Genomic DNA, 20,491 nt, shown 5'->3' on the forward strand with positions numbered 1-20,491 from the left:
TTGATTTATTGAGAGAGTGACGAGACTGAATGACCATTCTTGCGCGTGATCGACACATTGTGATTGTCGGTTTGGGAGTGACCGGGCTTTCCTGTGCCCGCTATCTGCACGAGCGCGGAATGTCTTTCTCGGTAATGGATACCCGCTATGATCCACCAGGATTGGATGAGCTGAATCAACTGGCGCCGGGTATCGAAGTGATCACTGGTAAATTGGACCGGAACAGGCTTGGCGAAGCATCTGAAGTCTGGTTAAGCCCAGGTGTTCCACTGGCACATCCGGATATCGCTGCTGTGAAAGATCAGGTGATCGTTCGTGGGGATGTTGATGTGTTCAGTCAGGAAGCCAAGGCTCCAATTATTGCCATTTCCGGTAGTAACGGGAAAAGCACCGTGACCTCTATGGTTGGGGAAATGGCGAAGGCCTGTGGCGTTCATGTTGCTATCGGCGGAAATCTTGGGACTCCTGTGTTGGATCTGCTGGCGCCTGAGGTTGAGCTCTATGTGGTAGAACTTTCCAGCTTTCAGTTGGAGACCACCGAAAAGCTCGGTGCAAAGGCGGCGACAGTATTGAACCTGTCGCAGGACCATATGGACCGTTATCCGGACATGATGGCCTATCATCTGGCGAAAATGAGAGTTTTCTTTGGGTGTCGGCACATGGTGCTGAACAAGCAGGATACCCTGGCCCAACCTCCGATGATGGAAGGGGCAGAGGTGACTTGGTTTAGTCTGACGCCCCCCGAGCCGAAACAGTTTGGCGTGATCAGTTCAGGGGACCGGCATTTTCTGGCCAGAGGCAGTGAAGTGTTGCTGGATGCTGATGATCTCAAAGTCAAAGGGCGTCACAACTGGAGTAATGCACTTGCTGCACTGGCCCTGGCCCAGGCGGCAGGATTGTCGTTGCCGATTTGCCTGGAGACTCTAAAGGAGTTTACCGGACTGGAGCATCGCTGCGAGTGGGTCGGTAAATATAACGGCATCGAGTTTATTAATGATTCCAAGGCAACGAATGTCGGAGCCACAATTGCCGCACTAGAAGGTCTTGGTCCGGTAATCAGCGGTCAGCTTGTATTGATTTGTGGCGGTCAGGGCAAAGGACAGGATTTTGATGCTCTGTTTAAGTGTGTGGAGCGTCACGTGGGAGCGGCGGTGGTATTGGGACAGGATCGTCAGTTACTGCGTGATGGTTTGGCCGCCAGAATGCCCGTACATGAAGTCAACACATTGGAAGAAGCGGTTGCAGCTGCCGCAGCGATTAGTCAGGAAGGGGATCTGGTACTGCTGTCACCGGCGTGTGCCAGTCTGGACATGTTTCGTAATTACATGGAACGGGGTGAGGAATTCAAGCGATGGGTGAAGGCGTTATGACAACAATGACGCTTAGTCATCATCGGATACAGCATGCGGTGGAAGTGGACCTTCCACTGCTTGGTGCTGCTTTTGCGCTTCTTTGCTTTGGGCTGGTGATGGTTACTTCCGCATCTATTGATGTGGCAGAAGTTCGAAACCAACAAGCACTCTTCTATTTCTGGCGTCACAGCGCTTACATTCTTATCGGGCTGTTCTGCGGTTTCGTGATGTTGCGAGTACCCCTGAGGTGGTGGCATGAACAGAGCTGGGTGTTGCTGGCGATCGCAATGACAGTCCTTCTTGCGGTACTGATTCCCGGTATTGGCAAAACGGTTAACGGGAGTACCCGCTGGATCAGTCTGGGTATTATCAATGTGCAACCCTCTGAAATCGCCAAGGTATGTATGGTGATCTACACGGCCAGTTATCTGGTAAGGAGAATGGATGAGGTCAGGGGAAGCTGGTGGGGGTTTATCAAACCACTGCTGGTATTGATGATCGTGGCCCTTCTGCTGCTGATGGAGCCAGACTTTGGTGCTCTGGTGGTCATCATGGCGGCGGTTGTCGGCATGATCTTTCTGAGTGGTGTAGCCCTGAAGCACTTCGGTGCTCTGCTGATTATGTGTGTTTCCAGTGTGGCTTTACTGGCGGTTTCACAGCCATATCGATTGAAACGATTGACGGCATATACCGATCCTTGGGCTGATCAGTTTAATTCCGGGTATCAGTTGACTCAGTCCCTGATTGCCTTCGGGCGCGGAGAGCTGACCGGCGTAGGATTGGGGAATAGTGTCCAGAAATTGTTCTATTTGCCAGAGGCACATACGGATTTTGTGTTTGCCATTATCGGCGAAGAGCTGGGCCTGATTGGCGTTTTGGTGACTTTGGGATTATACGGTCTGCTGTTGTGGCGTGGCATGTCAATCGCCAAATCCGCAGAACGGTCAGGACAATTATTCAATGCATACGTGGGCTATGGCATCACTTTGCTCTTAGGTGTTCAGGCGTTGATTAACCTTGGCGTGAATACAGGTCTTCTTCCCACGAAAGGGCTGACACTTCCGCTGATCAGTTATGGTGGCAGCAGCTTGATCATTAGTTGTCTGTGTGTAGGGATTTTATTGCGAATCCGTGCAGAACTGGGCGCAGAAGAGAAGTCAAAGAATAAGTCACAGGAGGGAGCGTAATGCAAAAGACCTTCCTGGTAATGGCTGGTGGTACGGGCGGACATGTTTACCCGGCATTAGCGGCAGCTCAGGCACTGCAGCAACGCGGTGCCAGGGTGGTGTGGCTCGGTTCAGCCGGTGGTATGGAAGAACGCATTATCGGCAATACAGATATTCCGATGCAGTTACTGAGCATCGGTGGGCTCAGAGGGAAAGGTTTGCTGATCCTGGTGAAAGCCCCACTGAACCTGTTACGAGCTTTGTGGCAGGCCTACAAGGTTTATCGTCGTGAGCTTCCGGACTGTGTGCTGGGAATGGGCGGCTTTGCCGCTGGTCCCGGTGGAATTGTGGCCATGCTGACCAGAACACCCCTGGTGATTCATGAGCAGAATGCGATCGCGGGGATGACGAACCGTTGGCTGGCGAAATGGGCCAGAACCGTATTGCAGGCATTTCCGGGAGCCTTCATAGGAAAGGGAAATGTGCACACTGTGGGTAATCCGGTGAGAGCTGAGCTGGCAAGCCTGCCTGCACCTGTCGAGCGTGGCGTGGGCAAGCGTGAGCCAACGGTGGTGATATTGGGAGGCAGTCGCGGCGCTCTGGCATTAAACGAAATGGTACCCGCGGCACTGGCAAAAATAGGTGAAGAGCAGCGTCCGGCGATCATTCATCAAGCCGGCGCCGGTAAAGAGGAAGCCTGTCAGGCTTTATATAGAGAGTTAAAAGTTGAAGCGCAGGTGTTCGACTTCCTGCTTGACATGCAGGATATCTATGCTCGGGCCGATCTGGTGATTTGCCGGGCAGGAGCCTTGACTCTGACAGAACTGACCGCTGTGGGAGTGGGAGCCATATTGGTGCCATATCCCTATGCGGTAGATGATCATCAAACCGCAAATGCCCGGTACCTGGAGCAAGCAGGCGCGGCGATCATTTTTCAACAAGCAGAATTAACGGTGGATAAATTGGCAGACAGTATCAGCCAATTATTGGCGCAGCCCGAAAAGCTGCAGGAAATGGCCGATAAGGCCAGAGAACTGGCACAGCCAGAGGCAACTCAGGATGTCGTACGTTATTGCCTGGAGGCTTGTGCGTGAGTAAAGAAAAAGTGACAACAGTATCAGCAGAAGAAGCCACCAAGGTTCTATGGGAGCCGCCTGAGATGCGCCGCGTCCGGCAAATTCACTTTGTCGGAATCGGCGGTTCCGGGATGTGTGGTATTGCTGAAGTGTTATTGAACCAGGGGTATGACATCAGTGGTTCCGATATTAAGGAATCGACGGTAACGGAGCATATGCGTCGCCTGGGGGCGAATGTCATGCTCGGTCATAAAGCTGAGAATATCGGCAATGCCAATGTCGTGGTGATTTCCAGCGCTGTAGCGCAGGACAATCCGGAGGTGGTGGCTGCCAAGGCACAACGGATACCGGTGATTGCCAGGGCGGAAATGCTGGCTGAAATCATGCGTTACCGGCACGGTATTGCAGTTGCTGGAACCCATGGTAAGACGACCACGACCAGTCTGGTCGCTTCAGTATTTGCTGAGGCAGGCCTGGATCCAACATTTGTGATCGGTGGCCGGCTTAACAGTGCCGGAACCAATGCCAAGATGGGAGCTTCCCGGTTTCTGGTGGCAGAGGCGGACGAAAGTGACGCTTCCTTTTTGCACCTGACACCTATGGTATCCATTGTCACCAATATCGATGCGGATCATATGCATACCTATGGCGGTGATTTTGAAAAGCTGAAACAGACATTCATTGATTTTCTGCACAACCTGCCTTTTTACGGGACAGCGGTCATGTGTGTGGACGATCCGGTGGTTAGAGAAGTGATACCCCGTGTAGGCAGGGCTGTGATCACTTATGGCTTTTCTGAAGACGCGGATATACGTGCCGAAGATTTGACTCAGCATGAGCAGGAAACTCGCTTTGTCGCAAAACGCCCTGCGGGTTATGCGGATCTGAATATCAGGCTGAACATGCCGGGGCGCCATAACGTACTGAATGCTCTGGCTACCATTGCTGTTGCCTCTGATGAAGGCATCGCAGATCAGGCGATTGTTGAAGGTCTGGCCCGTTTCGAAGGCGTTGGGCGTCGGTTTCAGGTTTATGGTGATTACCGGATTGTCAGTGGTGGTCAGGTCATGCTGGTTGATGACTATGGACATCACCCCCGAGAAGTTGGTGCAACGATAAGCGCTATTCGCGATGGCTGGAAAGACAAACGTCTGGTCGTTGTCTTTCAGCCCCATCGGTATACCCGGACGCGAGATCTCTACGAAGATTTTGTGCAGGTGTTGTCGAAAGTGGATGTCCTGGTGTTGTTGGATGTCTATCCGGCCGGTGAAAAGGAAATTCCGGGGGCAGACGGGCGCAGCCTGTGCCGTTCAATTCGCCAGAGAGGAAGTATAGATCCCATTTTTGTCGAACGGGGTGAAGACGTTCGTGTGGTGCTCAGTCGAGTGTTGCAGGATGGAGATCTTCTGGTGACCCAGGGTGCTGGGGATATTGGGGCAATCGCCGGAAAGCTCGCAGAAACCGGGTTGATTCCGGAAGAAGACGACTGACCCGAAACAAGGTGTCAGAGTAAATGAAGTGGTCGTGCTGTGATGATGAGCAATTTAATTGAAGAGACGAAGCGGAAATGACTATCGAGCAACTCAAACAACGTGTTGATTCCCTGGACGTGAATGCGTTCGGACGCGTTGCCGTGTTGTTTGGCGGAGCTTCTGCGGAACGGGAAGTCTCACTGAAAAGCGGCAAGGCGGTTCTGGAAGGGCTGCTTGCAGCGGGTGTGCAGGCATTTGCCCTGGATCCTGTAAATGGTATTTCCAGTGTGGTCGAAGCTGAATTTGACCGAGCATTTATTGTGTTGCACGGCCGTGGAGGAGAGGACGGCACCATGCAGGGCGTTCTGGAGTTGATGGGGAAACCTTATACCGGTAGCGGTGTGCTGGCCTCTGCTCTGGCAATGGATAAGCTGCGGACCAAGCAGATCTGGGAATCCATGGGACTGGCAACTCCTGTTTACTGTGTATTGCAAGAGTCCACTGATTGGGAGGCGGCTATCCGGGATCTTAATGGTTGCGCCATGGTGAAGCCGGCCCATGAAGGTTCCAGTATCGGAATGCGCAAAGTCTCGTCGGCACAGGAACTAAGAGATGCCTATCAGGAAGCGGCAAAGTATGACTCTCTCGTGTTTGCTGAAACCTGGATCACAGGAGCCGAATACACCGTCAGCATACTGGAGCAGTCAGCGTTACCTGTAATCGGGTTGCAAACACATCATGATTTCTATGATTACGACGCCAAATATATTGCTAATGACACCCGTTACCTACTGCCTTGTGGGTTGCCTGAGGCGACTGAAGCGGCATTCAAAAAGCTCTCAGAAGAGGCTTATCGCGCGGTGAGTTGTGAAGGTTGGGGACGCGTTGATCTGATGGTGGACGCTGACGGAAAACCCTGGTTGTTGGAAGTGAATACCGTACCGGGTATGACTGACCACAGTCTGGTTCCCATGGCAGCGAGACAGGCCGGATTCAGTTTCCAGGAAATGGTGGTGGCCATATTGTCAACCACTCTGGACAAACGTGCTGGAGGTTAGTGGCTCATGATGCGGAAGGGGAGCAGAAACACCAAGGTTAGCCCGCGTCGGGGGGCAAGTGCCGCTCCTTCAAAGAGCAAACGTCCTTCGGTGGGCGGAACAGGAATTGGGAAAAAGCTGGCCCGACTGCCATGGGCAAAAATGGGAATACACGTAGGCATTTTTGTTTTCTGGCTGGCGCTTCTGAGTGGTTTTTCCTACGGCGTTGGCTGGTTGGATCAGCCAATAACAAAGATAGAAGTGGCGGGTGACCTGGTGCACACCCGTAAGGCCGATGTTGAAGCGGTACTGGCGGCCAATCTGCAAAAAAGTTTTTTTACAGTGGATCTGGTGCAGATCAGAGAGCAACTGGAGCAGGCGCCCTGGACCAGGGTGGCAGCTGTGTCACGTAAGTGGCCGAGTACTCTGCGGGTGCAACTGGTTGAAGAAGAAGCCGTTGCTCGCTGGAACCAGGATGGATTTATCAATGTTTCGGGGCAGGTTTTTCGACCGGAGCAGCAAGAGGAAATGTTGGACTTGCCTCAGTTGGCGGGTCCTGAGCATAAAGCTGGGGAAGTGTTTAACCGGTTCAATATGTGGCGAAGTGAGTTGAATGCCATAGGGCTGGAAGTCTCCAGAGTCTCGATGGAATCCCGGGGTGCGTGGCGCATCGGATTTTCCGACGGATGGGAGCTGAATCTGGGCAAGCAGGATGTTGAAGATCGTTTGAACCGCTTCACCACCTTGTTTGTAAAGAAGTTACACCTGGAGCGGGAGCGCATTGCTGCGGTAGACGCCCGTTACACCAGGGGGGTGGCTGTGACATGGAAAGAGACCGATACCCCGGAATCAAGCTGATGCAATTATTGGAACATAAGCAAACACAGAGTCTGACAATATGGCGAGTTTGAGTGGGAATATGATCGTAGGACTGGATATAGGCACCTCCAAGGTGGTTGCGATTGTCGGTCAGAAAAACGACGAAGGTGATATTGAAATAGTCGGTATTGGTTCCCATCAGTCGCGTGGTTTGAAGCGTGGAGTGGTGGTGAATATCGAAACCACGGTGCAGGCCATCCAGAGAGCTATTGAAGAGGCTGAGCTGATGGCGGGATGCCGGATTCACTCAGTCTATGCAGGTATCGCGGGCAGTCATATCCGCAGCATGAACTCACATGGGATTGTGGCTGTTCGTGAGAGAGAAGTGGTACAGGCGGATCTGGACAGAGTCCTGGATGCCGCACAGGCGGTGGCCATACCTGCGGACCAGAGAGTGCTTCACGTTATTCCGCAGGAGTATGTGATCGACAATCAGGAGGGGGTCAAGGAGCCGTTGGGAATGTCCGGGGTGCGCCTGGAAGCCAAGGTTCATCTGGTCACCTGTGCGGTGAATGCCTATCAGAACATTGAGAAGTGCGTAAAGCGCTGTGGTCTGGAGGTGGATGAAATCATCCTCGAGCAAGTGGCGTCGAGTTATGCGGTACTGACTGACGACGAGAAAGAGCTCGGCGTCTGTGTGGTGGATATCGGCGGTGGAACCACGGATATCGCCATATTTACCGGTGGTGCCATTCGTCATACCGCGGTGATTCCCATCGCCGGGGATCAGGTGACTAACGACATCGCAATGGCGCTACGCACTCCGACGCAGAATGCAGAGGAAATCAAAATCAAATATGCCTGTGCGTTAACGCAACTGGCAGGTGCTGAAGAAACGATCAAGGTACCGGGAGTCGGTGATCGTCCAGCCCGGGATCTGAGTCGCCAGGCTCTGGCAGAGGTCGTGGAGCCTCGTTACGAGGAATTGTTCACCTTGATTCAATCTGAATTGAGGCGTAGCGGATATGAAGACCTGATTGCAGCCGGAATCGTGCTGACAGGTGGAACCTCCAGTATGGAGGGGGTCGTGGAACTGGCTGAAGAGATATTTCATGCACCTGTGCGCCTTGCTGTACCCCAGTCAGTGACCGGTCTGAGCGACGTAGTGAATAACCCGATGTATTCAACCGCGGTGGGGCTGCTGCTATATGGCTTTAAACAACAGGAATTAGGGCTGGGAGTTTCACGCAAAACTGAGCAAGCCGTGAACATGTTCGAAAGAGTCAAGAACTGGTTTATGGGGAATTTCTAGGGAAACAACGAGCCAATCCCTTAGGGAAAGGTTCGGGGGTGGTATCAGAAGTGCCACCAAATAACGCTGAGTCAATCAGCGCTTCTCCGGACAGGCTTTAGGGACAATGTCTGGTCTGGAAGATGTATGACTATAAACGCAGACAAAGAAATGAGTGAAAGGAGAAGGGGATGTTTGAACTAGTCGATAACGTACCACAGAATGCGGTCATTAAGGTCGTAGGAGTTGGGGGCGGAGGCGGAAATGCCGTTCGTCATATGTTGGAATGTTCTGTAGATGGTGTTGAGTTTATCTGTGCGAACACAGATGCTCAGGCACTGCGTGATGTTGACGCCAAGCATGTTATTCAACTGGGCGGCACTATCACTAAAGGTCTTGGTGCGGGAGCCAACCCGGAAGTTGGTCGCCAGGCGGCCATGGAAGATCGTGATCGTATCGCGGAGACACTGAAAGGTGCTGATATGGTCTTCATTACGGCTGGTATGGGTGGCGGAACCGGTACTGGTGGCGCGCCTGTTGTGGCGGAAATTGCCCGTGAAATGGGGATTCTGACGGTGGCAGTTGTTACTCGTCCATTCCCATTTGAAGGTGGAAAGCGGATGAAAATTGCTGAGGCAGGCCTGAAAGAATTGTCTCAGCATGTTGATTCCCTGATTACGATTCCCAATGAGAAGTTGTTGAGTGTCATGGGCAAAAACACCAGCCTTCTGGATGCTTTTGCTGCAGCCAACGATGTATTGCTGGGTGCTGTTCAGGGGATTGCGGATCTGATCATCCGTCCAGGTATGATCAACGTCGACTTTGCAGACGTTCGCACTGTGATGTCAGAAATGGGAATGGCCATGATGGGAACCGGCGTTGCCTCCGGTGACACTCGTGCCCGCGAGGCCGCAGAACGTGCAGTTCGCAGCCCATTGCTGGAAGACATCAATCTGCAGGGCGCACGTGGTATTCTGGTCAATATTACGGCTGGTATCGATCTGTCTCTGGGAGAATTCTCTGAAGTGGGTAACACCATTGAAGAGTTCGCCTCGGATTCTGCGACAGTCGTTGTCGGTACTGTTATTGATCCAGAAATGAAAGATGAGCTGCGGGTCACAGTTGTGGCTACTGGTTTGGGCGGTTTGCATGACAAGCCGACGAAAGTGGTCGATAATTCGCGCCAGGTAAACGGCACCACAGATTACCACCAGTTGGAGCGTCCAACCGTTATGCGGAAGCGTACTTCTACCGTTGGTAATGCTGCAGTGGATCGCCGCGCAGTGGGAGATGAGCAAAGCGTTGAATATCTTGATATTCCAGCGTTTCTGCGTCGTCAAGCCGATTAATTTGACGGTTCGGTCATTTAGGTTGGAGGCCCTAACGGCTTTCTGGTATGATTTGGCCGAATTTCGTCCAGTTTTGGTGAATCGCCGCAATGATTAAACAGCGCACTTTAAAAAACATCATCCGTGCGACGGGGGTGGGGCTGCACTCGGGTGAGAAAGTCTATCTCACTTTGAAGCCGGCACCCGTGGACACTGGTGTTGTTTTCTGTCGAACGGATCTTGACCCGGTCGTGGAAATTCCGGCACGAGCGGAGAATGTTGGGGAAACCCTGCTTTCGACGACTTTGGTCAAGAACGGAGTGAAAGTCGCCACAGTTGAACACTTACTGTCTGCGTTAGCAGGTCTGGGTATCGACAACTGTTTCGTGGAACTGAGTGCTGCGGAAGTGCCTATCATGGATGGTAGCGCAGGGCCCTTTGTCTTTTTGATCCAGTCTGCGGGGATCGAAGAGCAGCAGGCGCCCAAGAAGTTTATCCGCATCAAGCGTGAAGTGACCGTCACAGAAGATGATAAGAAAGCGACCTTCCTGCCGTTTGACGGCTTTAAAGTCACCTTCAGCATCGACTTTGACCACCCGGTTTTCAAAGGTCGGTCTCAGGAGACAACGGTGGACTTCTCCAGTACGTCTTTTGTTAAGGAAGTAAGTCGGGCCCGGACATTCGGGTTTATGCGCGATATTGAGAAATTGCGGGCTATGAATCTGGCGCTGGGTGGCAGTGTGGATAATGCCATCGTAGTAGATGATTTCAAAATACTGAACGAAGACGGCTTGCGTTATGACGATGAGTTCGTCAAGCATAAGGTGTTGGATGCAATTGGTGATCTTTACCTACTAGGTAAAAGCCTGGTTGGAGAATTCCGAGGGCATAAATCCGGTCACGGTCTGAACAATAAACTTCTCCGCGAATTGTTAACCCAAAAGGATGCTTGGGAGATTGTGACTCTGGAAGATACTCAGGATGCTCCAATATCGTTTATGAAACCGATTCTCGCCTAAGTTCGGCGTCGGTTGTTGGAATTGAAAGGCAGGATCCGTCTCGGGTCCTGCCTTTTTACTTTGTATGAGAAGCCAAGGATTCCAACACTTTACGTAGTTCCTCATCATCACAATGCCGGGCTTCCTGCATCAGGAGTTCGGCATTTTGTTTTGAAACCGGATTCACCTGCCTTTTAGGTTTGGCTTTCTCTACTTGAGGCTTAACCTTCGGAAGTATCTGGTACACAAACTCAAACTCCTTAAACTGTCGGAGATCCCTCAATATTTCGTGCTGTCTCATGCGTACCAGATTGGCCGACAGGGCATTTGGTACGATAACGGTTATCCTGCCATTCTGAACGCTCGCAAATTGCACTGTTTCCTTTAGATCTTCCGGAAGTACCCCCGAAAATCGCCTTTGAAGCTGATATAGAGAGCTTGCACGGTCAATCAGTTGGCCAAGGGCTGAGCTTGAGTTGGATAAAATATCAGATATCTGTTTGCGCATAGCGTTTCGGCTGGGCCATTTTGTTGTTAACAAAACTGTCATTTAGAGCATCAGGTGCTAAATTTGTGATATTTGACATCTGGTTGTTTTTTGTGCTGCTCGTTAAGGGCTGATTTTACGGGATTTGAGCACAAAATGCTGGAGTATTAGAACATCCTGTAACAAAAACCTGAATATAAACCACATTGCATTAGCGCATTTACTTCTATAATGAAATTGGATACTCTCGCTCGTTTGTTATTTTACGATATTTCACAATCAGCCTCAGATAGGGCACTTACGAATCCACGAAACTGCTATGGACATTATTGTTCTTAACCGCCGCCACGACCGATCGCGATCCCTCACGCTGAGTAAGCTGGTCGTTTTCGGTATACTTTGTTTCTTCCTGAGTGCTTTTGGAGGCGTTGCCTACCTGGGTTATCACTTCGGCACGTCTATGCACTCAGCGTCATCCTCAGATCTCGTCAGCAGTGATGTCATCAAGAATTGGGAAGGGAAGTTGGAAGACCAGTCCCGGCAGATTGACGACTACAAAGTCAGATCTTCCCAGCATATAGATGCATTGACCTTGCGTATGGGGGAGCTTCAGGCTCGCCTGCTGAGGTTGGATGCGCTAGGGCAACGGCTTACTGATGTGGCTGGTTTGGATGAAGGTGAATTCGATTTTGTGTCCACACCGGCCCTGGGTGGTCCTGAGGAAGTGGGCGTGGAACAGTCTTATGCCGTACCTGAGCTGACGGCGGCTTTGGAAATGATTGAGCAACAGGCAGAATCCAGAGAGCAGCAGTTGCGTTTGATGGATGAACTGTTTGTAAATCAGAAATTCCAGCGTGAGCAATTTGTTGCCGGACGCCCTATTCTGAAAGGGTGGCTGTCCTCCTATTACGGTTACCGTTCAGATCCGTTCACAGGCAAGCGTGCCTGGCATGCCGGTGTTGATTTTGCAGGTAAAGAAGGTAGTGACATCGTTGCGGTTGCTGGAGGGGTGGTGACACACGCCAGTGAGCGCTATGGCTATGGTCAACTTGTCGAGATCAATCATGGCGGAGGCCTGGTTACACGTTATGCTCACTGCAAGGAAATTTTGGTAGCTGTGGGGGATGTTGTTCAGAAAGGGCAGGCACTTGCGTTGATGGGCAGTACCGGGCGGTCTACAGGACCTCATGTTCACTTTGAGGTTCGTAAAAACGGCAAGCCTATGGATCCAGCCAAATTTATTCATCGGGCCAGTCGCTGAGATTGATCTGTCTCGACACACTTCTATGTTGTGACTGGCCGGATTCTGCCGGCTGGTTACTTTCAGTTTGCTGACGAGCTTAGGGAAAATTGCTCACTAGGCAAAATTTTTCTCTTCAATATCAATATTTCCTTCCAAAGAGACTTTTAATTTTAATTCTCTGCCTATATTGTTACTTGGCGTAACAAGTGTGCACTAATCCCTTTATTGCTGTAACAAGTTGGGGTTAGAATGCGGAGCTTGGATTTAGGCTCCCTCTCGACGGCATATCCTGAAGCTCTGACAGGGAGTCTGTGCGAAAGCCTTATTTTTTTACTGTTTCCATCGTTGGCTGCGGCTTTGATGAGGCTTTTGCACAGGCTTACCAACAGTGCCTGTTGTCACTGAGCAATCAAGTCGTAATTCCGCCCAAGAAGAACGCGTACATATAAAAAGGTATTTTGGTCAGTTATGTTTGCATCCATCGCCAAGAAAATTTTCGGCAGCAAAAACGCCCGTGAAGTTAAGCGTCTAAGTAGGGTCGTTAATTCCATTACTCAAAAGGAAGAAGCGATCAGTGCTCTGGACGAATCGGCACTTAAAGCCAAGACCCAGGAGTTCAAGGAACGCCTGGCCAAAGGGGAATCCCTGGATCAGATACTGCCAGAAGCCTTTGCTGTCGTGCGCGAAGCGGGTAAACGAGTATTGGGGATGCGACATTTCGATGTGCAGTTGGTTGGCGGTATGACCCTGCATAACGGGAAAATTGCGGAGATGCGGACCGGTGAGGGTAAAACCCTGGTGGCAACTCTAGCGGTATACCTCAATGCACTGACAGAGAAAGGTGTTCACGTTGTTACCGTCAACGACTATCTGGCGCAGCGTGATGCTGACTGGATGCGTCCTCTCTACGAATATCTCGGATTGTCCATCGGCGTGGTTGTCAGTGGGCAGGATCCAATAGCCAAGCGCAGCGCCTATGCCTGTGATATCACCTACGGAACCAATAACGAATTTGGTTTTGATTATCTGCGCGATAACATGGCGTTCAGTATCGAAGACAAAGTTCAGCGAGGGCATCACTTTGCTATCGTGGATGAGGTTGACTCGATCCTGATCGATGAGGCACGTACACCACTGATTATCAGTGGCCCGGCTGAAGACAGTTCGGAAATGTACCGCAAAATCGACAAGCTGATTCCGCTTCTCAAAAAAGCAATTGAAGAAAGTGAAGGTGTACCAGCGGTAGACGGCCACTTTACCATTGACGAAAAAAGTCGCGGTGTGGAACTGACTGAATCAGGCCACGCATATGTTGAGGAACTTCTGGTTCAAAACGATCTGTTGGAGGAAGGGGACAGTCTGTATGCGCCTTCCAACCTGGGACTGTTGCACCACATTAACTCCGGCTTGAGGGCTCACCATCTCTATCAGCGTAATGTCGAATACATTGTGCAGAATGAGCAGATTGTGATCGTCGATGAGCACACCGGTAGAACCATGCCGGGACGGCGCTGGGGTGAAGGCCTTCATCAGGCAATTGAAGCCAAAGAAGGGGTCAATATCCAGGCTGAAAGCCAGACGCTCGCATCGACTACTTTCCAGAATTACTTCCGTCTTTATGAGAAACTTGCCGGTATGACCGGGACCGCCGATACCGAGGCGTTTGAGTTCCGTCAGATTTACGGCTTGGATGTTGTCGTGATTCCAACCAACAAGCAGGTCAAACGTATCGACTATAACGATCTGGTTTACCTGTCAGTAGAAGAGAAGTTCCAGGCGGTTATTGACGATATCAAAGATACTGTTTCCCAGAATCGTCCTGTTCTGGTGGGTACCGCGTCCATTGAAGCTTCTGAATACCTTTCTGCGATGCTTAAGAAAGAGAACATTGATCACAACGTTCTCAACGCCAAGCAGCACGAGCGTGAAGCTCATGTTATCGCTCAGGCCGGTCAGCCGGGAGCGGTGACCATTGCTACCAATATGGCCGGTCGTGGTACCGATATCGTACTGGGGGGAAACTGGGAGGAGGAAATCCATTCCCTGGAAAATCCAACCCAGGAACAAATTGATAAGATTAAAGCTGACTGGCAAAAGCGCCATGAGATGGTTATCAGTTCCGGTGGTTTGCATGTGATCGGTTCTGAGCGACACGAGTCCCGCCGTATCGATAACCAGCTGCGTGGCCGTTCCGGTCGCCAGGGAGATCCAGGGTCCACCCGCTTTTATTTGTCTCTGGAAGACAACCTGATGCGGATCTTTGCATCTGACCGCGTCAAGAACATCATGCAGGCTTTGGGCATGCAAAAGGGTGAGGCAATTGAACACCGTATGGTGAGCAATGCGATCGAAAAAGCCCAGCGTAAGGTGGAAGGCCGAAACTTCGATATTCGGAAATCGCTTCTTGAGTATGACGACGTAGCCAACGATCAACGTCGAGTGGTTTACGAGCAGCGAAATGAGGTCATGGCCAGAGATGACATCTCCGACATGATTACGGCAGTGCGTGAGGATGTCGTCAACAGTTCCCTGAGCCAGTTTATTCCGCCTCAGAGCCTTGAGGAGCAATGGGATATTCCCGGCCTGGAGAAGTTCCTGGAAACGGAGATGGCACTGCAACTCCCGATACAGAAATGGCTGGATGAAGACAAGAAGCTGCATGAGGAAACCCTGCGGGAGAAAGTTCTTCAAGAGGTGGTATCCGCCTATGAAGCGAAGGAATCCGTGGTTGGCGCCGAGACGATGCGTAAGTTTGAAAAGCAAGTGTTCCTGCAGGTACTGGACACTTTGTGGAAGGAGCATCTCTCGAATATGGACCTGTTGAGAATGGGGATCCATTTGCGCGGATATGCCCAGAAAAACCCGAAACAGGAATATAAACGCGAAGCGTTTGAATTGTTCCAGGGAATGCTCGATTCCATTAAGACAGACGCTATTCGGATTCTTTGCCATGTTCGGGTGCAGACTCAGGAAGAGCTGGAAGAAATGGAGCGTCGTCGCCGTGAAGCGTTGGCGTTGCAAATGCAGAAAGCAGAGGCTCAGCACCCGGAAAGCCAGGTTAGCGAACAGTTGTCTGAGTCTTCTGATGATGAAGAGGGTGGAGCTAAAGGCGAGCAGCACGCGGCACCCTTTGTCAGAGAAGGCAAGAAAGTGGGGCGTAACGAACCCTGCCCATGTGGTTCCGGTAAAAAGTACAAGCAGTGTCACGGTAAGGTGGAGTAGCGCCGATGGCGGTAGGCCCAGGGGCGTTGCCCGACTTTTTTGAAATACCTGGTGTTCGTATTGGTATTGCCTCGGCCGGTATAAAAAAACCGGGACGCAAGGATGTTGTTGTTTTCGAGTTGGCTGAAGGCTCCAGGACTGCTGGCGTTTTTACAAAAAACCAGTTTTGTGCGGCGCCTGTGGTGGTGGCAAAAGAGCATCTCAAAAACGACTCGCCACGTTATCTTCTGATCAATACCGGTAACGCCAATGCCGGGACTGGTTCGCAAGGGATGCAGGATGCGCTTGAGAGTTGTAATGCTCTCGCCAGTGAGGTCAATTGCAGTGCTTCCCATGTGCTGCCATTCTCAACCGGTGTTATTGGAGAGCCTCTCCCTGTTTCCAAAATCAAGTCTGCTTTACCGGCGGCACTGGAAAATCTGATGAGCGCTCACTGGCCGGAAGCAGCGTCAGGCATAATGACGACAGATACCCGCCCCAAAGGTGCGACTGTCGAGGTATTGGTAGAAGGAAAGCCTGTCCGGATCAGTGGCATCAGCAAAGGTGCCGGTATGATCAGGCCAAATATGGCAACGATGTTGGCATTTGTCGCAACCGATGCGCCCATTGCCCAGGATGTGTTGCAGCAGTTACTGACAGAGGCCGTAGAGCGGTCATTTAACCGCATTACCATTGATAGTGATACTTCCACCAATGATGCCTGTATTCTGACTGCCACAGGTCAGGCAGACGTTACAGCCATGACGGATCTGAATCAGTCGGAATGGCTGAATTTTCGGGCAGCCTTACAAGATCTGATGCAGGAATTGGCTCATGCCATCGTCAGAGATGGTGAGGGAGCGACCAAGTTTGTCGAAGTAAGGGTGGAGCAGGCGGCTGATCGTCAGGAAGCCCTTGATGTGGCTTATACCATTGCACATTCCCCATTGGTTAAGACGGCGCTGTTCGCCAGTGACCCCAATTGGGGGCGTATTCTGGCAGCAGTGGGGCGTGCCGAAATAGAGAGTCTGGACGTCAATGGTATCGATATCTATCTGAATGACGTGTGTATCGTTGAGCGGGGCGGACGCGCTGTTTCTTATACAGAGGAAGCTGGGCAGGCTGTTATGGATCAGGAAGAGATTCTGATTCGGGTAGTGCTGAGGCGCGGGCAGGTAAAAGACCAGGTATGGACGACTGATTTATCACACGAATATGTTCGGATAAACGCCGAGTACCGGACCTGATTAACACCATTCCCCTCCGGGACTCTTGTGACAGCTGTGTCGAGAGTCCTTCTCTCAGCTAATAACCACAATAAAAGTGGTGTCATTTCTCTTCAAAAACGATGTAGATCTGCATCCATATTCTGCAGGCCTTCTGGAATTGATGGAGTGGTTGTGAAGTATATTCATGTGGCGGTTGCCGTATTATTTGATGCCGATGGAAAGCTTCTTATTGCCCGGCGTCCTGAACATCTACATCAAGGCGGACTGTTGGAGTTTCCTGGTGGCAAGGTCGAGACAGGAGAGCGGGTTGAGCAAGCTCTGGTGAGGGAGCTGGGTGAGGAGTTGGGGGTTGATGTAACCCATTCGCCCAAACACCCCCTGATTTGTATTAACTACTCTTACCCGGATAAAAATGTTTGTCTCGATGTCTGGGTTGTTGAAGGTTTCCGGGGAGAAGCCCAGGGGCGTGAAGGGCAGCCGCTGTTCCGAATGTCTGTAAATGACCTGACACCGGAAACCTTTCCCGCCGCTAATAAGCCGATTATTGACGCACTCAAGCTGCCATCCCGATGTCTGATTACGGGAGAATATACGAGCGATGACGACATGGGTTCTGGCTTGGAAAGGGCCTTAGGGTGTGGCATTCGTATGGTTGTACTGAGAGCGCCGGCATTGGATCGCTCAGCTTATGTCGTATGGGTGGAAGGGATCACGGGAAAGTGGCGGGATCAATTTGAATTCCTTCTTGTGCATGGTGAAAGTGGGTTATCCCTGATGAAAGATACAGATTTGCCAGTGGACGGTTGCCATCTGACATCTGTCCAGCTTTCTGCACTGCAAGACCGACCTATACCGGACTCCAAGTGGCTGGGAGCATCCTGTCATTCGCTTGCTGAGCTTGAGAAGGCGCATGTTTTAGGGTGCCGTTATGGTTTTGTATCACCTGTGTTACCAACGCTGTCTCATCCTGATGGTGAGCTGCTAGGATGGGATGGGCTAGAGGCGCTGACAAAATGCGCAACCTTTCCTGTTTATGCTTTGGGCGGGGTTGATGATTCAAATATCTCTCAAGCCCGGGAAGCTGGCTGTCAGGGGGTGGCAGGGATACGTGCTTGGTGGGACAATAATCTGACAAATGTATAGTTGTTTAATTCGCAGAACAGGAAGCTGAGATGGCTGAATTGACCCATCTGGATAAAAAAGGCGCGGCCCATATGGTCGATGTGGGAGAGAAGACGGTAACCACTCGGATTGCTCGCGCCGAGGCTCGAATCTCCATGTTGCCGGAAACACTCAAATTGATCGTTGAGGGCGGGCATAAAAAGGGGGATGTGCTGGCTGTTGCACGGATTGCGGGTATTCAGGCAGCCAAGAAAACATCGGAACTAATTCCTCTGTGCCATAGTCTCAACCTGACATCTGTTAAAGTGGAACTGACTCCGGATGTGGAGAACTCTGAATTGGTGATTCACTCCATGTGTAAACTGGACGCGAAAACCGGGGTGGAAATGGAGGCGCTGACGTCAGCCAGTGTGGCTGCATTAACTATTTACGATATGTGTAAGGCTGTCGATAAAGGAATGGTTATTCGTCAGGTGCGTCTGTTGGAAAAAACAGGTGGGCGTTCAGGCCATTGGCAGGCGCTTGACCCTGAAGCATCTGAGGGTGAGGGTCACAATGATTAAAGTGTTGTTTTTTGCTCGTTTGCGCGAAGCTATGGGCTGCTCGGAAGTTGAAGTTGACTGGGATGATCATGACGGTGATCTTCATGAGCTGAAGCAGCGGATCATTCAACAGTTGCCTCAGGCAGAGTCTGTGTTTGCGCAAGGGAAGGTGTTGTGTGCCGTAAACCAGGAAATGGTAAAAGCGGATCACCGGCTCAAAGATGGTGATGAAGTGGCTTTTTTCCCGCCGGTTACAGGTGGGTGATTGGCCGATATTGAGGTGGACTTAGTTGCTCTGCCGGGAAATAGTGAAATCTGGGTGATCTAATGACGGTAGTGGAAAATCCTGAAAATGTTCTGGTAGACCGGTTTGGACGGGTGGTGAATTATGTGCGCCTGTCGGTCACAGACCGTTGCGATTTCCGCTGCGTATACTGCATGGCGGAAGATATGACCTTTTTGCCGCGCCAGCAGATACTGTCATTGGAAGAATTGTATGAGGTCGCCAGGGCCTTTGTGTCTCTGGGGGTGAAAAAAATACGCCTTACCGGCGGCGAGCCGTTGGTTCGACGTAATATTCTATCCCTGGTGGAGCGTTTGGGGCAGCTGGAGGGACTTGATGAGTTCGTGTTGACCACTAATGGGTCGCAGTTGCCCAAGATGGCCAGAGATCTTAAAGCTTTTGGGTTGAAGCGTATTAACATCAGCCTGGACAGTCTGAATCCGGTCAGGTTTCGGGAGCTGACCCGGACAGGAGATCTCGCCAATGTTATCGCGGGAGTCGATGCCGCAAGAGAAGCTGGATTTGAGCGTATCAAAATCAATTCTGTCATCATGCGGGGGCGGAATGAGGACGAAGTGCTGGAGCTGGTAGATTTCGCGCGAGACCGGCAGCTCGATTTGTCCTTTATTGAGGAAATGCCGCTAGGGCATATTACTGAACATGATCGCCAGTTATCCTTCATCTCCAGCAGTGAACTTCGTGAGTTAATTACGAAGATATATCCACTAAGTCCGGCAAACTCGAGTGAGGCCACAGGTACTGGTGGGCCCTCGGATTATTATACGATGCAGGGCACCTCAACGCGTCTCGGATTTATTTCGCCTCATAGTCATAACTTCTGTCACTTGTGCAATCGGGTGAGAGTGACGGTTGAGGGGCGCTTGTTGCTATGCCTTGGGAATGAGCATTCTGTTGATCTAAGAGAGGTCTTGCGGACTCATCCCGGGAATCTTGAAGTGCTTCAACAGACTATTCGTGATGCAATGAATATCAAGCCGGAAAGGCACTACTTTAATCTTGAGGAAGAGCCCCAGATTGTCCGGTTTATGAATATGACCGGCGGCTAAGTCCTTCAGTAGGAAGGAGATAGAAGCCTATTTAACGTTGCTGATAAAGCATCAAAAGTTGGGAGTTCGTGGCTGATCTGCTAAAATCGGCGCCCCAATCAGGTTCAGAGGGTCCATGAGTGTCTGTCACTTACATTGCAAGCTGTAAATTGCCAACGCCATTCGGTGTCTTTGATATGCATGGATTCCAGGAAGAGGCAACGCAAAAAGAGCACGTTGCCCTTACTCTGGGAAATATAGCGTCTCCTGAACCTATTCTTGCCCGTACCCACTCTGAATGCCTGACCGGTGATGCACTCTTCAGTATGCGCTGTGATTGCGGCTACCAGTTGGATGAGGCTTTGCGCAGCATCGCTTCGGAAGGGCGTGGGATTCTTCTTTATCTGCGCCAGGAAGGGCGCGGTATTGGTCTGCTGAATAAGATCAAAGCCTACAAGTTTCAGGACGAAGGTGCGGATACGGTTGAGGCAAATGAAAAACTTGGTTTTGCGGCAGATTTGAGGGACTACAGTATTTGTAAGCCTATGCTTGAGCATTTGGGGATCAGTCGAATTCGCCTCATGACCAATAACCCCAGGAAGGTCGACTCTCTACGTCAGCTTGGCATAGATGTGGTTGAGCGAGTGTCTCTGGAAGTTGGAAGGAATCCCCATAACCAGCACTATCTGGCAACCAAGGCCGGTAAGCTTGGGCACTGGCTGACAACTCACCAGGATGACGAGGATCCGGCTGAACTGGTAGTTGATGCCCAGAAATAGGCCGTTATTTTACCTAATTA

The 20,491-nt window shown here is 51.1% G+C and carries 18 protein-coding genes; 17 read left to right on the forward strand and 1 reads right to left on the reverse strand.

The genetic code is table 11. The features are described 5' to 3' along the window. The first annotated feature begins 29 nt into the window (after positions 1-29). From murD to lpxC, 9 genes are all read left to right on the forward strand, one after another. Complete coding sequence (gene murD, locus F566_RS0122585) at positions 30-1,370, forward strand: UDP-N-acetylmuramoyl-L-alanine--D-glutamate ligase (RefSeq protein ID WP_020409308.1); 1,341 nt, start codon at positions 30-32, stop codon at positions 1,368-1,370. Next, a complete protein-coding gene (ftsW, locus tag F566_RS0122590) occupies positions 1,367-2,539 on the forward strand; it encodes a putative lipid II flippase FtsW (protein WP_020409309.1) in 1,173 nt (390 codons plus the stop codon). Before murD ends, ftsW begins: the two co-directional genes overlap by 4 nt. Beyond that, complete coding sequence (gene murG, locus F566_RS0122595; protein ID WP_020409310.1) at positions 2,539-3,612, forward strand: undecaprenyldiphospho-muramoylpentapeptide beta-N-acetylglucosaminyltransferase; 1,074 nt, start codon at positions 2,539-2,541, stop codon at positions 3,610-3,612. The genes ftsW and murG overlap by 1 nt, the downstream gene beginning before the upstream one ends. Before the next feature lie 65 nt (positions 3,613-3,677). Next, entirely contained in the window at positions 3,678-5,084 is a 1,407-nt protein-coding gene (gene murC / locus F566_RS0122600; protein ID WP_051085417.1) for a UDP-N-acetylmuramate--L-alanine ligase, read from the forward strand. Positions 5,085-5,161: 77 nt separating this feature from the next. Next, a complete protein-coding gene (locus tag F566_RS0122605; protein ID WP_020409312.1) occupies positions 5,162-6,124 on the forward strand; it encodes a D-alanine--D-alanine ligase in 963 nt (320 codons plus the stop codon). Between the two features lie 6 nt (positions 6,125-6,130). Beyond that, positions 6,131-6,961 (forward strand): cell division protein FtsQ/DivIB, encoded by an 831-nt coding sequence (locus F566_RS0122610; RefSeq protein ID WP_020409313.1) that lies wholly within the window; start codon positions 6,131-6,133, stop codon positions 6,959-6,961. Positions 6,962-7,001: 40 nt separating this feature from the next. Next, positions 7,002-8,234: a cell division protein FtsA gene (gene ftsA / locus F566_RS0122615; protein ID WP_020409314.1), complete on the forward strand. Its 1,233-nt coding sequence runs from the start codon at positions 7,002-7,004 to the stop codon at positions 8,232-8,234. Positions 8,235-8,404: 170 nt separating this feature from the next. Next, positions 8,405-9,562 carry a cell division protein FtsZ gene (ftsZ, locus tag F566_RS0122620; protein WP_020409315.1) on the forward strand — a complete coding sequence of 386 codons (1,158 nt, stop codon included), beginning with the start codon at positions 8,405-8,407 and terminating at the stop codon, positions 9,560-9,562. An 89-nt stretch (positions 9,563-9,651) separates the two neighbouring features. Next, positions 9,652-10,560, forward strand: coding sequence for a UDP-3-O-acyl-N-acetylglucosamine deacetylase (lpxC, locus tag F566_RS0122625; protein ID WP_020409316.1), 909 nt, complete (start codon positions 9,652-9,654; stop codon positions 10,558-10,560). Between the two features lie 55 nt (positions 10,561-10,615). On the opposite strand, the gene F566_RS33790 is transcribed toward lpxC, so the two are convergent. Then, positions 10,616-11,047, reverse strand: coding sequence for a DciA family protein (locus F566_RS33790; protein WP_020409317.1), 432 nt, complete (start codon positions 11,045-11,047; stop codon positions 10,616-10,618). Positions 11,048-11,345: 298 nt separating this feature from the next. On the opposite strand from F566_RS33790, the gene F566_RS0122635 reads away from it, so the two are divergent. The 8 genes from F566_RS0122635 (at position 11,346) to ribA (ending at position 20,471) form a co-directional block, all read left to right on the forward strand. Continuing rightward, complete coding sequence (locus tag F566_RS0122635; RefSeq protein WP_020409318.1) at positions 11,346-12,287, forward strand: M23 family metallopeptidase; 942 nt, start codon at positions 11,346-11,348, stop codon at positions 12,285-12,287. 450 nt (positions 12,288-12,737) lie between these two features. Further along, positions 12,738-15,491 carry a preprotein translocase subunit SecA gene (secA, locus tag F566_RS0122640; RefSeq protein ID WP_020409319.1) on the forward strand — a complete coding sequence of 918 codons (2,754 nt, stop codon included), beginning with the start codon at positions 12,738-12,740 and terminating at the stop codon, positions 15,489-15,491. A 5-nt stretch (positions 15,492-15,496) separates the two neighbouring features. Then, positions 15,497-16,717, forward strand: coding sequence for a bifunctional glutamate N-acetyltransferase/amino-acid acetyltransferase ArgJ (argJ, locus tag F566_RS0122645; RefSeq protein ID WP_020409320.1), 1,221 nt, complete (start codon positions 15,497-15,499; stop codon positions 16,715-16,717). Positions 16,718-16,870: 153 nt separating this feature from the next. Beyond that, the gene (locus F566_RS0122650; RefSeq protein WP_026180246.1) at positions 16,871-17,842 is read left to right on the forward strand and encodes a Nudix family hydrolase; all 972 of its coding nucleotides are present in this window, start codon (positions 16,871-16,873) and stop codon (positions 17,840-17,842) included. A 29-nt stretch (positions 17,843-17,871) separates the two neighbouring features. Further along, positions 17,872-18,384 carry a cyclic pyranopterin monophosphate synthase MoaC gene (moaC, locus tag F566_RS0122655; protein WP_020409322.1) on the forward strand — a complete coding sequence of 171 codons (513 nt, stop codon included), beginning with the start codon at positions 17,872-17,874 and terminating at the stop codon, positions 18,382-18,384. Next, positions 18,377-18,628 (forward strand): molybdopterin converting factor subunit 1, encoded by a 252-nt coding sequence (moaD, locus tag F566_RS0122660; protein WP_020409323.1) that lies wholly within the window; start codon positions 18,377-18,379, stop codon positions 18,626-18,628. The genes moaC and moaD overlap by 8 nt, the downstream gene beginning before the upstream one ends. Before the next feature lie 62 nt (positions 18,629-18,690). Continuing rightward, on the forward strand, positions 18,691-19,713 hold the full coding sequence (gene moaA / locus F566_RS0122665; RefSeq protein WP_020409324.1) for a GTP 3',8-cyclase MoaA: 1,023 nt from the start codon (positions 18,691-18,693) through the stop codon (positions 19,711-19,713). 119 nt (positions 19,714-19,832) lie between these two features. Next, positions 19,833-20,471 (forward strand): GTP cyclohydrolase II, encoded by a 639-nt coding sequence (gene ribA, locus F566_RS0122670; RefSeq protein WP_020409325.1) that lies wholly within the window; start codon positions 19,833-19,835, stop codon positions 20,469-20,471. Positions 20,472-20,491 lie beyond the last annotated feature (20 nt).

It is taken from the genome of Hahella ganghwensis DSM 17046, from assembly GCF_000376785.1.
Taxonomy (GTDB): domain Bacteria; phylum Pseudomonadota; class Gammaproteobacteria; order Pseudomonadales; family Oleiphilaceae; genus Hahella; species Hahella ganghwensis.

Bases quoted from the DNA above. Each gene is read 5' to 3' on its own strand.
- moaC (WP_020409322.1), top strand. From the start codon at position 17,872: ATGGCTGAATTGACCCATCTGGATAAAAAAGGCGCGGCCCATATGGTC.
- secA (WP_020409319.1), top strand. From the start codon at position 12,738: ATGTTTGCATCCATCGCCAAGAAAATTTTCGGCAGCAAAAACGCCCGT.
- F566_RS0122605 (WP_020409312.1), top strand. From the start codon at position 5,162: ATGACTATCGAGCAACTCAAACAACGTGTTGATTCCCTGGACGTGAAT.
- ftsZ (WP_020409315.1), top strand. From the start codon at position 8,405: ATGTTTGAACTAGTCGATAACGTACCACAGAATGCGGTCATTAAGGTC.
- murD (WP_020409308.1), top strand. From the start codon at position 30: ATGACCATTCTTGCGCGTGATCGACACATTGTGATTGTCGGTTTGGGA.
- F566_RS0122635 (WP_020409318.1), top strand. From the start codon at position 11,346: ATGGACATTATTGTTCTTAACCGCCGCCACGACCGATCGCGATCCCTC.
- moaD (WP_020409323.1), top strand. From the start codon at position 18,377: ATGATTAAAGTGTTGTTTTTTGCTCGTTTGCGCGAAGCTATGGGCTGC.
- F566_RS33790 (WP_020409317.1), bottom strand. From the start codon at position 11,047: ATGCGCAAACAGATATCTGATATTTTATCCAACTCAAGCTCAGCCCTT.
- lpxC (WP_020409316.1), top strand. From the start codon at position 9,652: ATGATTAAACAGCGCACTTTAAAAAACATCATCCGTGCGACGGGGGTG.
- murC (WP_051085417.1), top strand. From the start codon at position 3,678: ATGCGCCGCGTCCGGCAAATTCACTTTGTCGGAATCGGCGGTTCCGGG.
- murG (WP_020409310.1), top strand. From the start codon at position 2,539: ATGCAAAAGACCTTCCTGGTAATGGCTGGTGGTACGGGCGGACATGTT.
- F566_RS0122610 (WP_020409313.1), top strand. From the start codon at position 6,131: ATGATGCGGAAGGGGAGCAGAAACACCAAGGTTAGCCCGCGTCGGGGG.
- argJ (WP_020409320.1), top strand. From the start codon at position 15,497: ATGGCGGTAGGCCCAGGGGCGTTGCCCGACTTTTTTGAAATACCTGGT.
- ftsA (WP_020409314.1), top strand. From the start codon at position 7,002: ATGGCGAGTTTGAGTGGGAATATGATCGTAGGACTGGATATAGGCACC.
- ftsW (WP_020409309.1), top strand. From the start codon at position 1,367: ATGACAACAATGACGCTTAGTCATCATCGGATACAGCATGCGGTGGAA.
- moaA (WP_020409324.1), top strand. From the start codon at position 18,691: ATGACGGTAGTGGAAAATCCTGAAAATGTTCTGGTAGACCGGTTTGGA.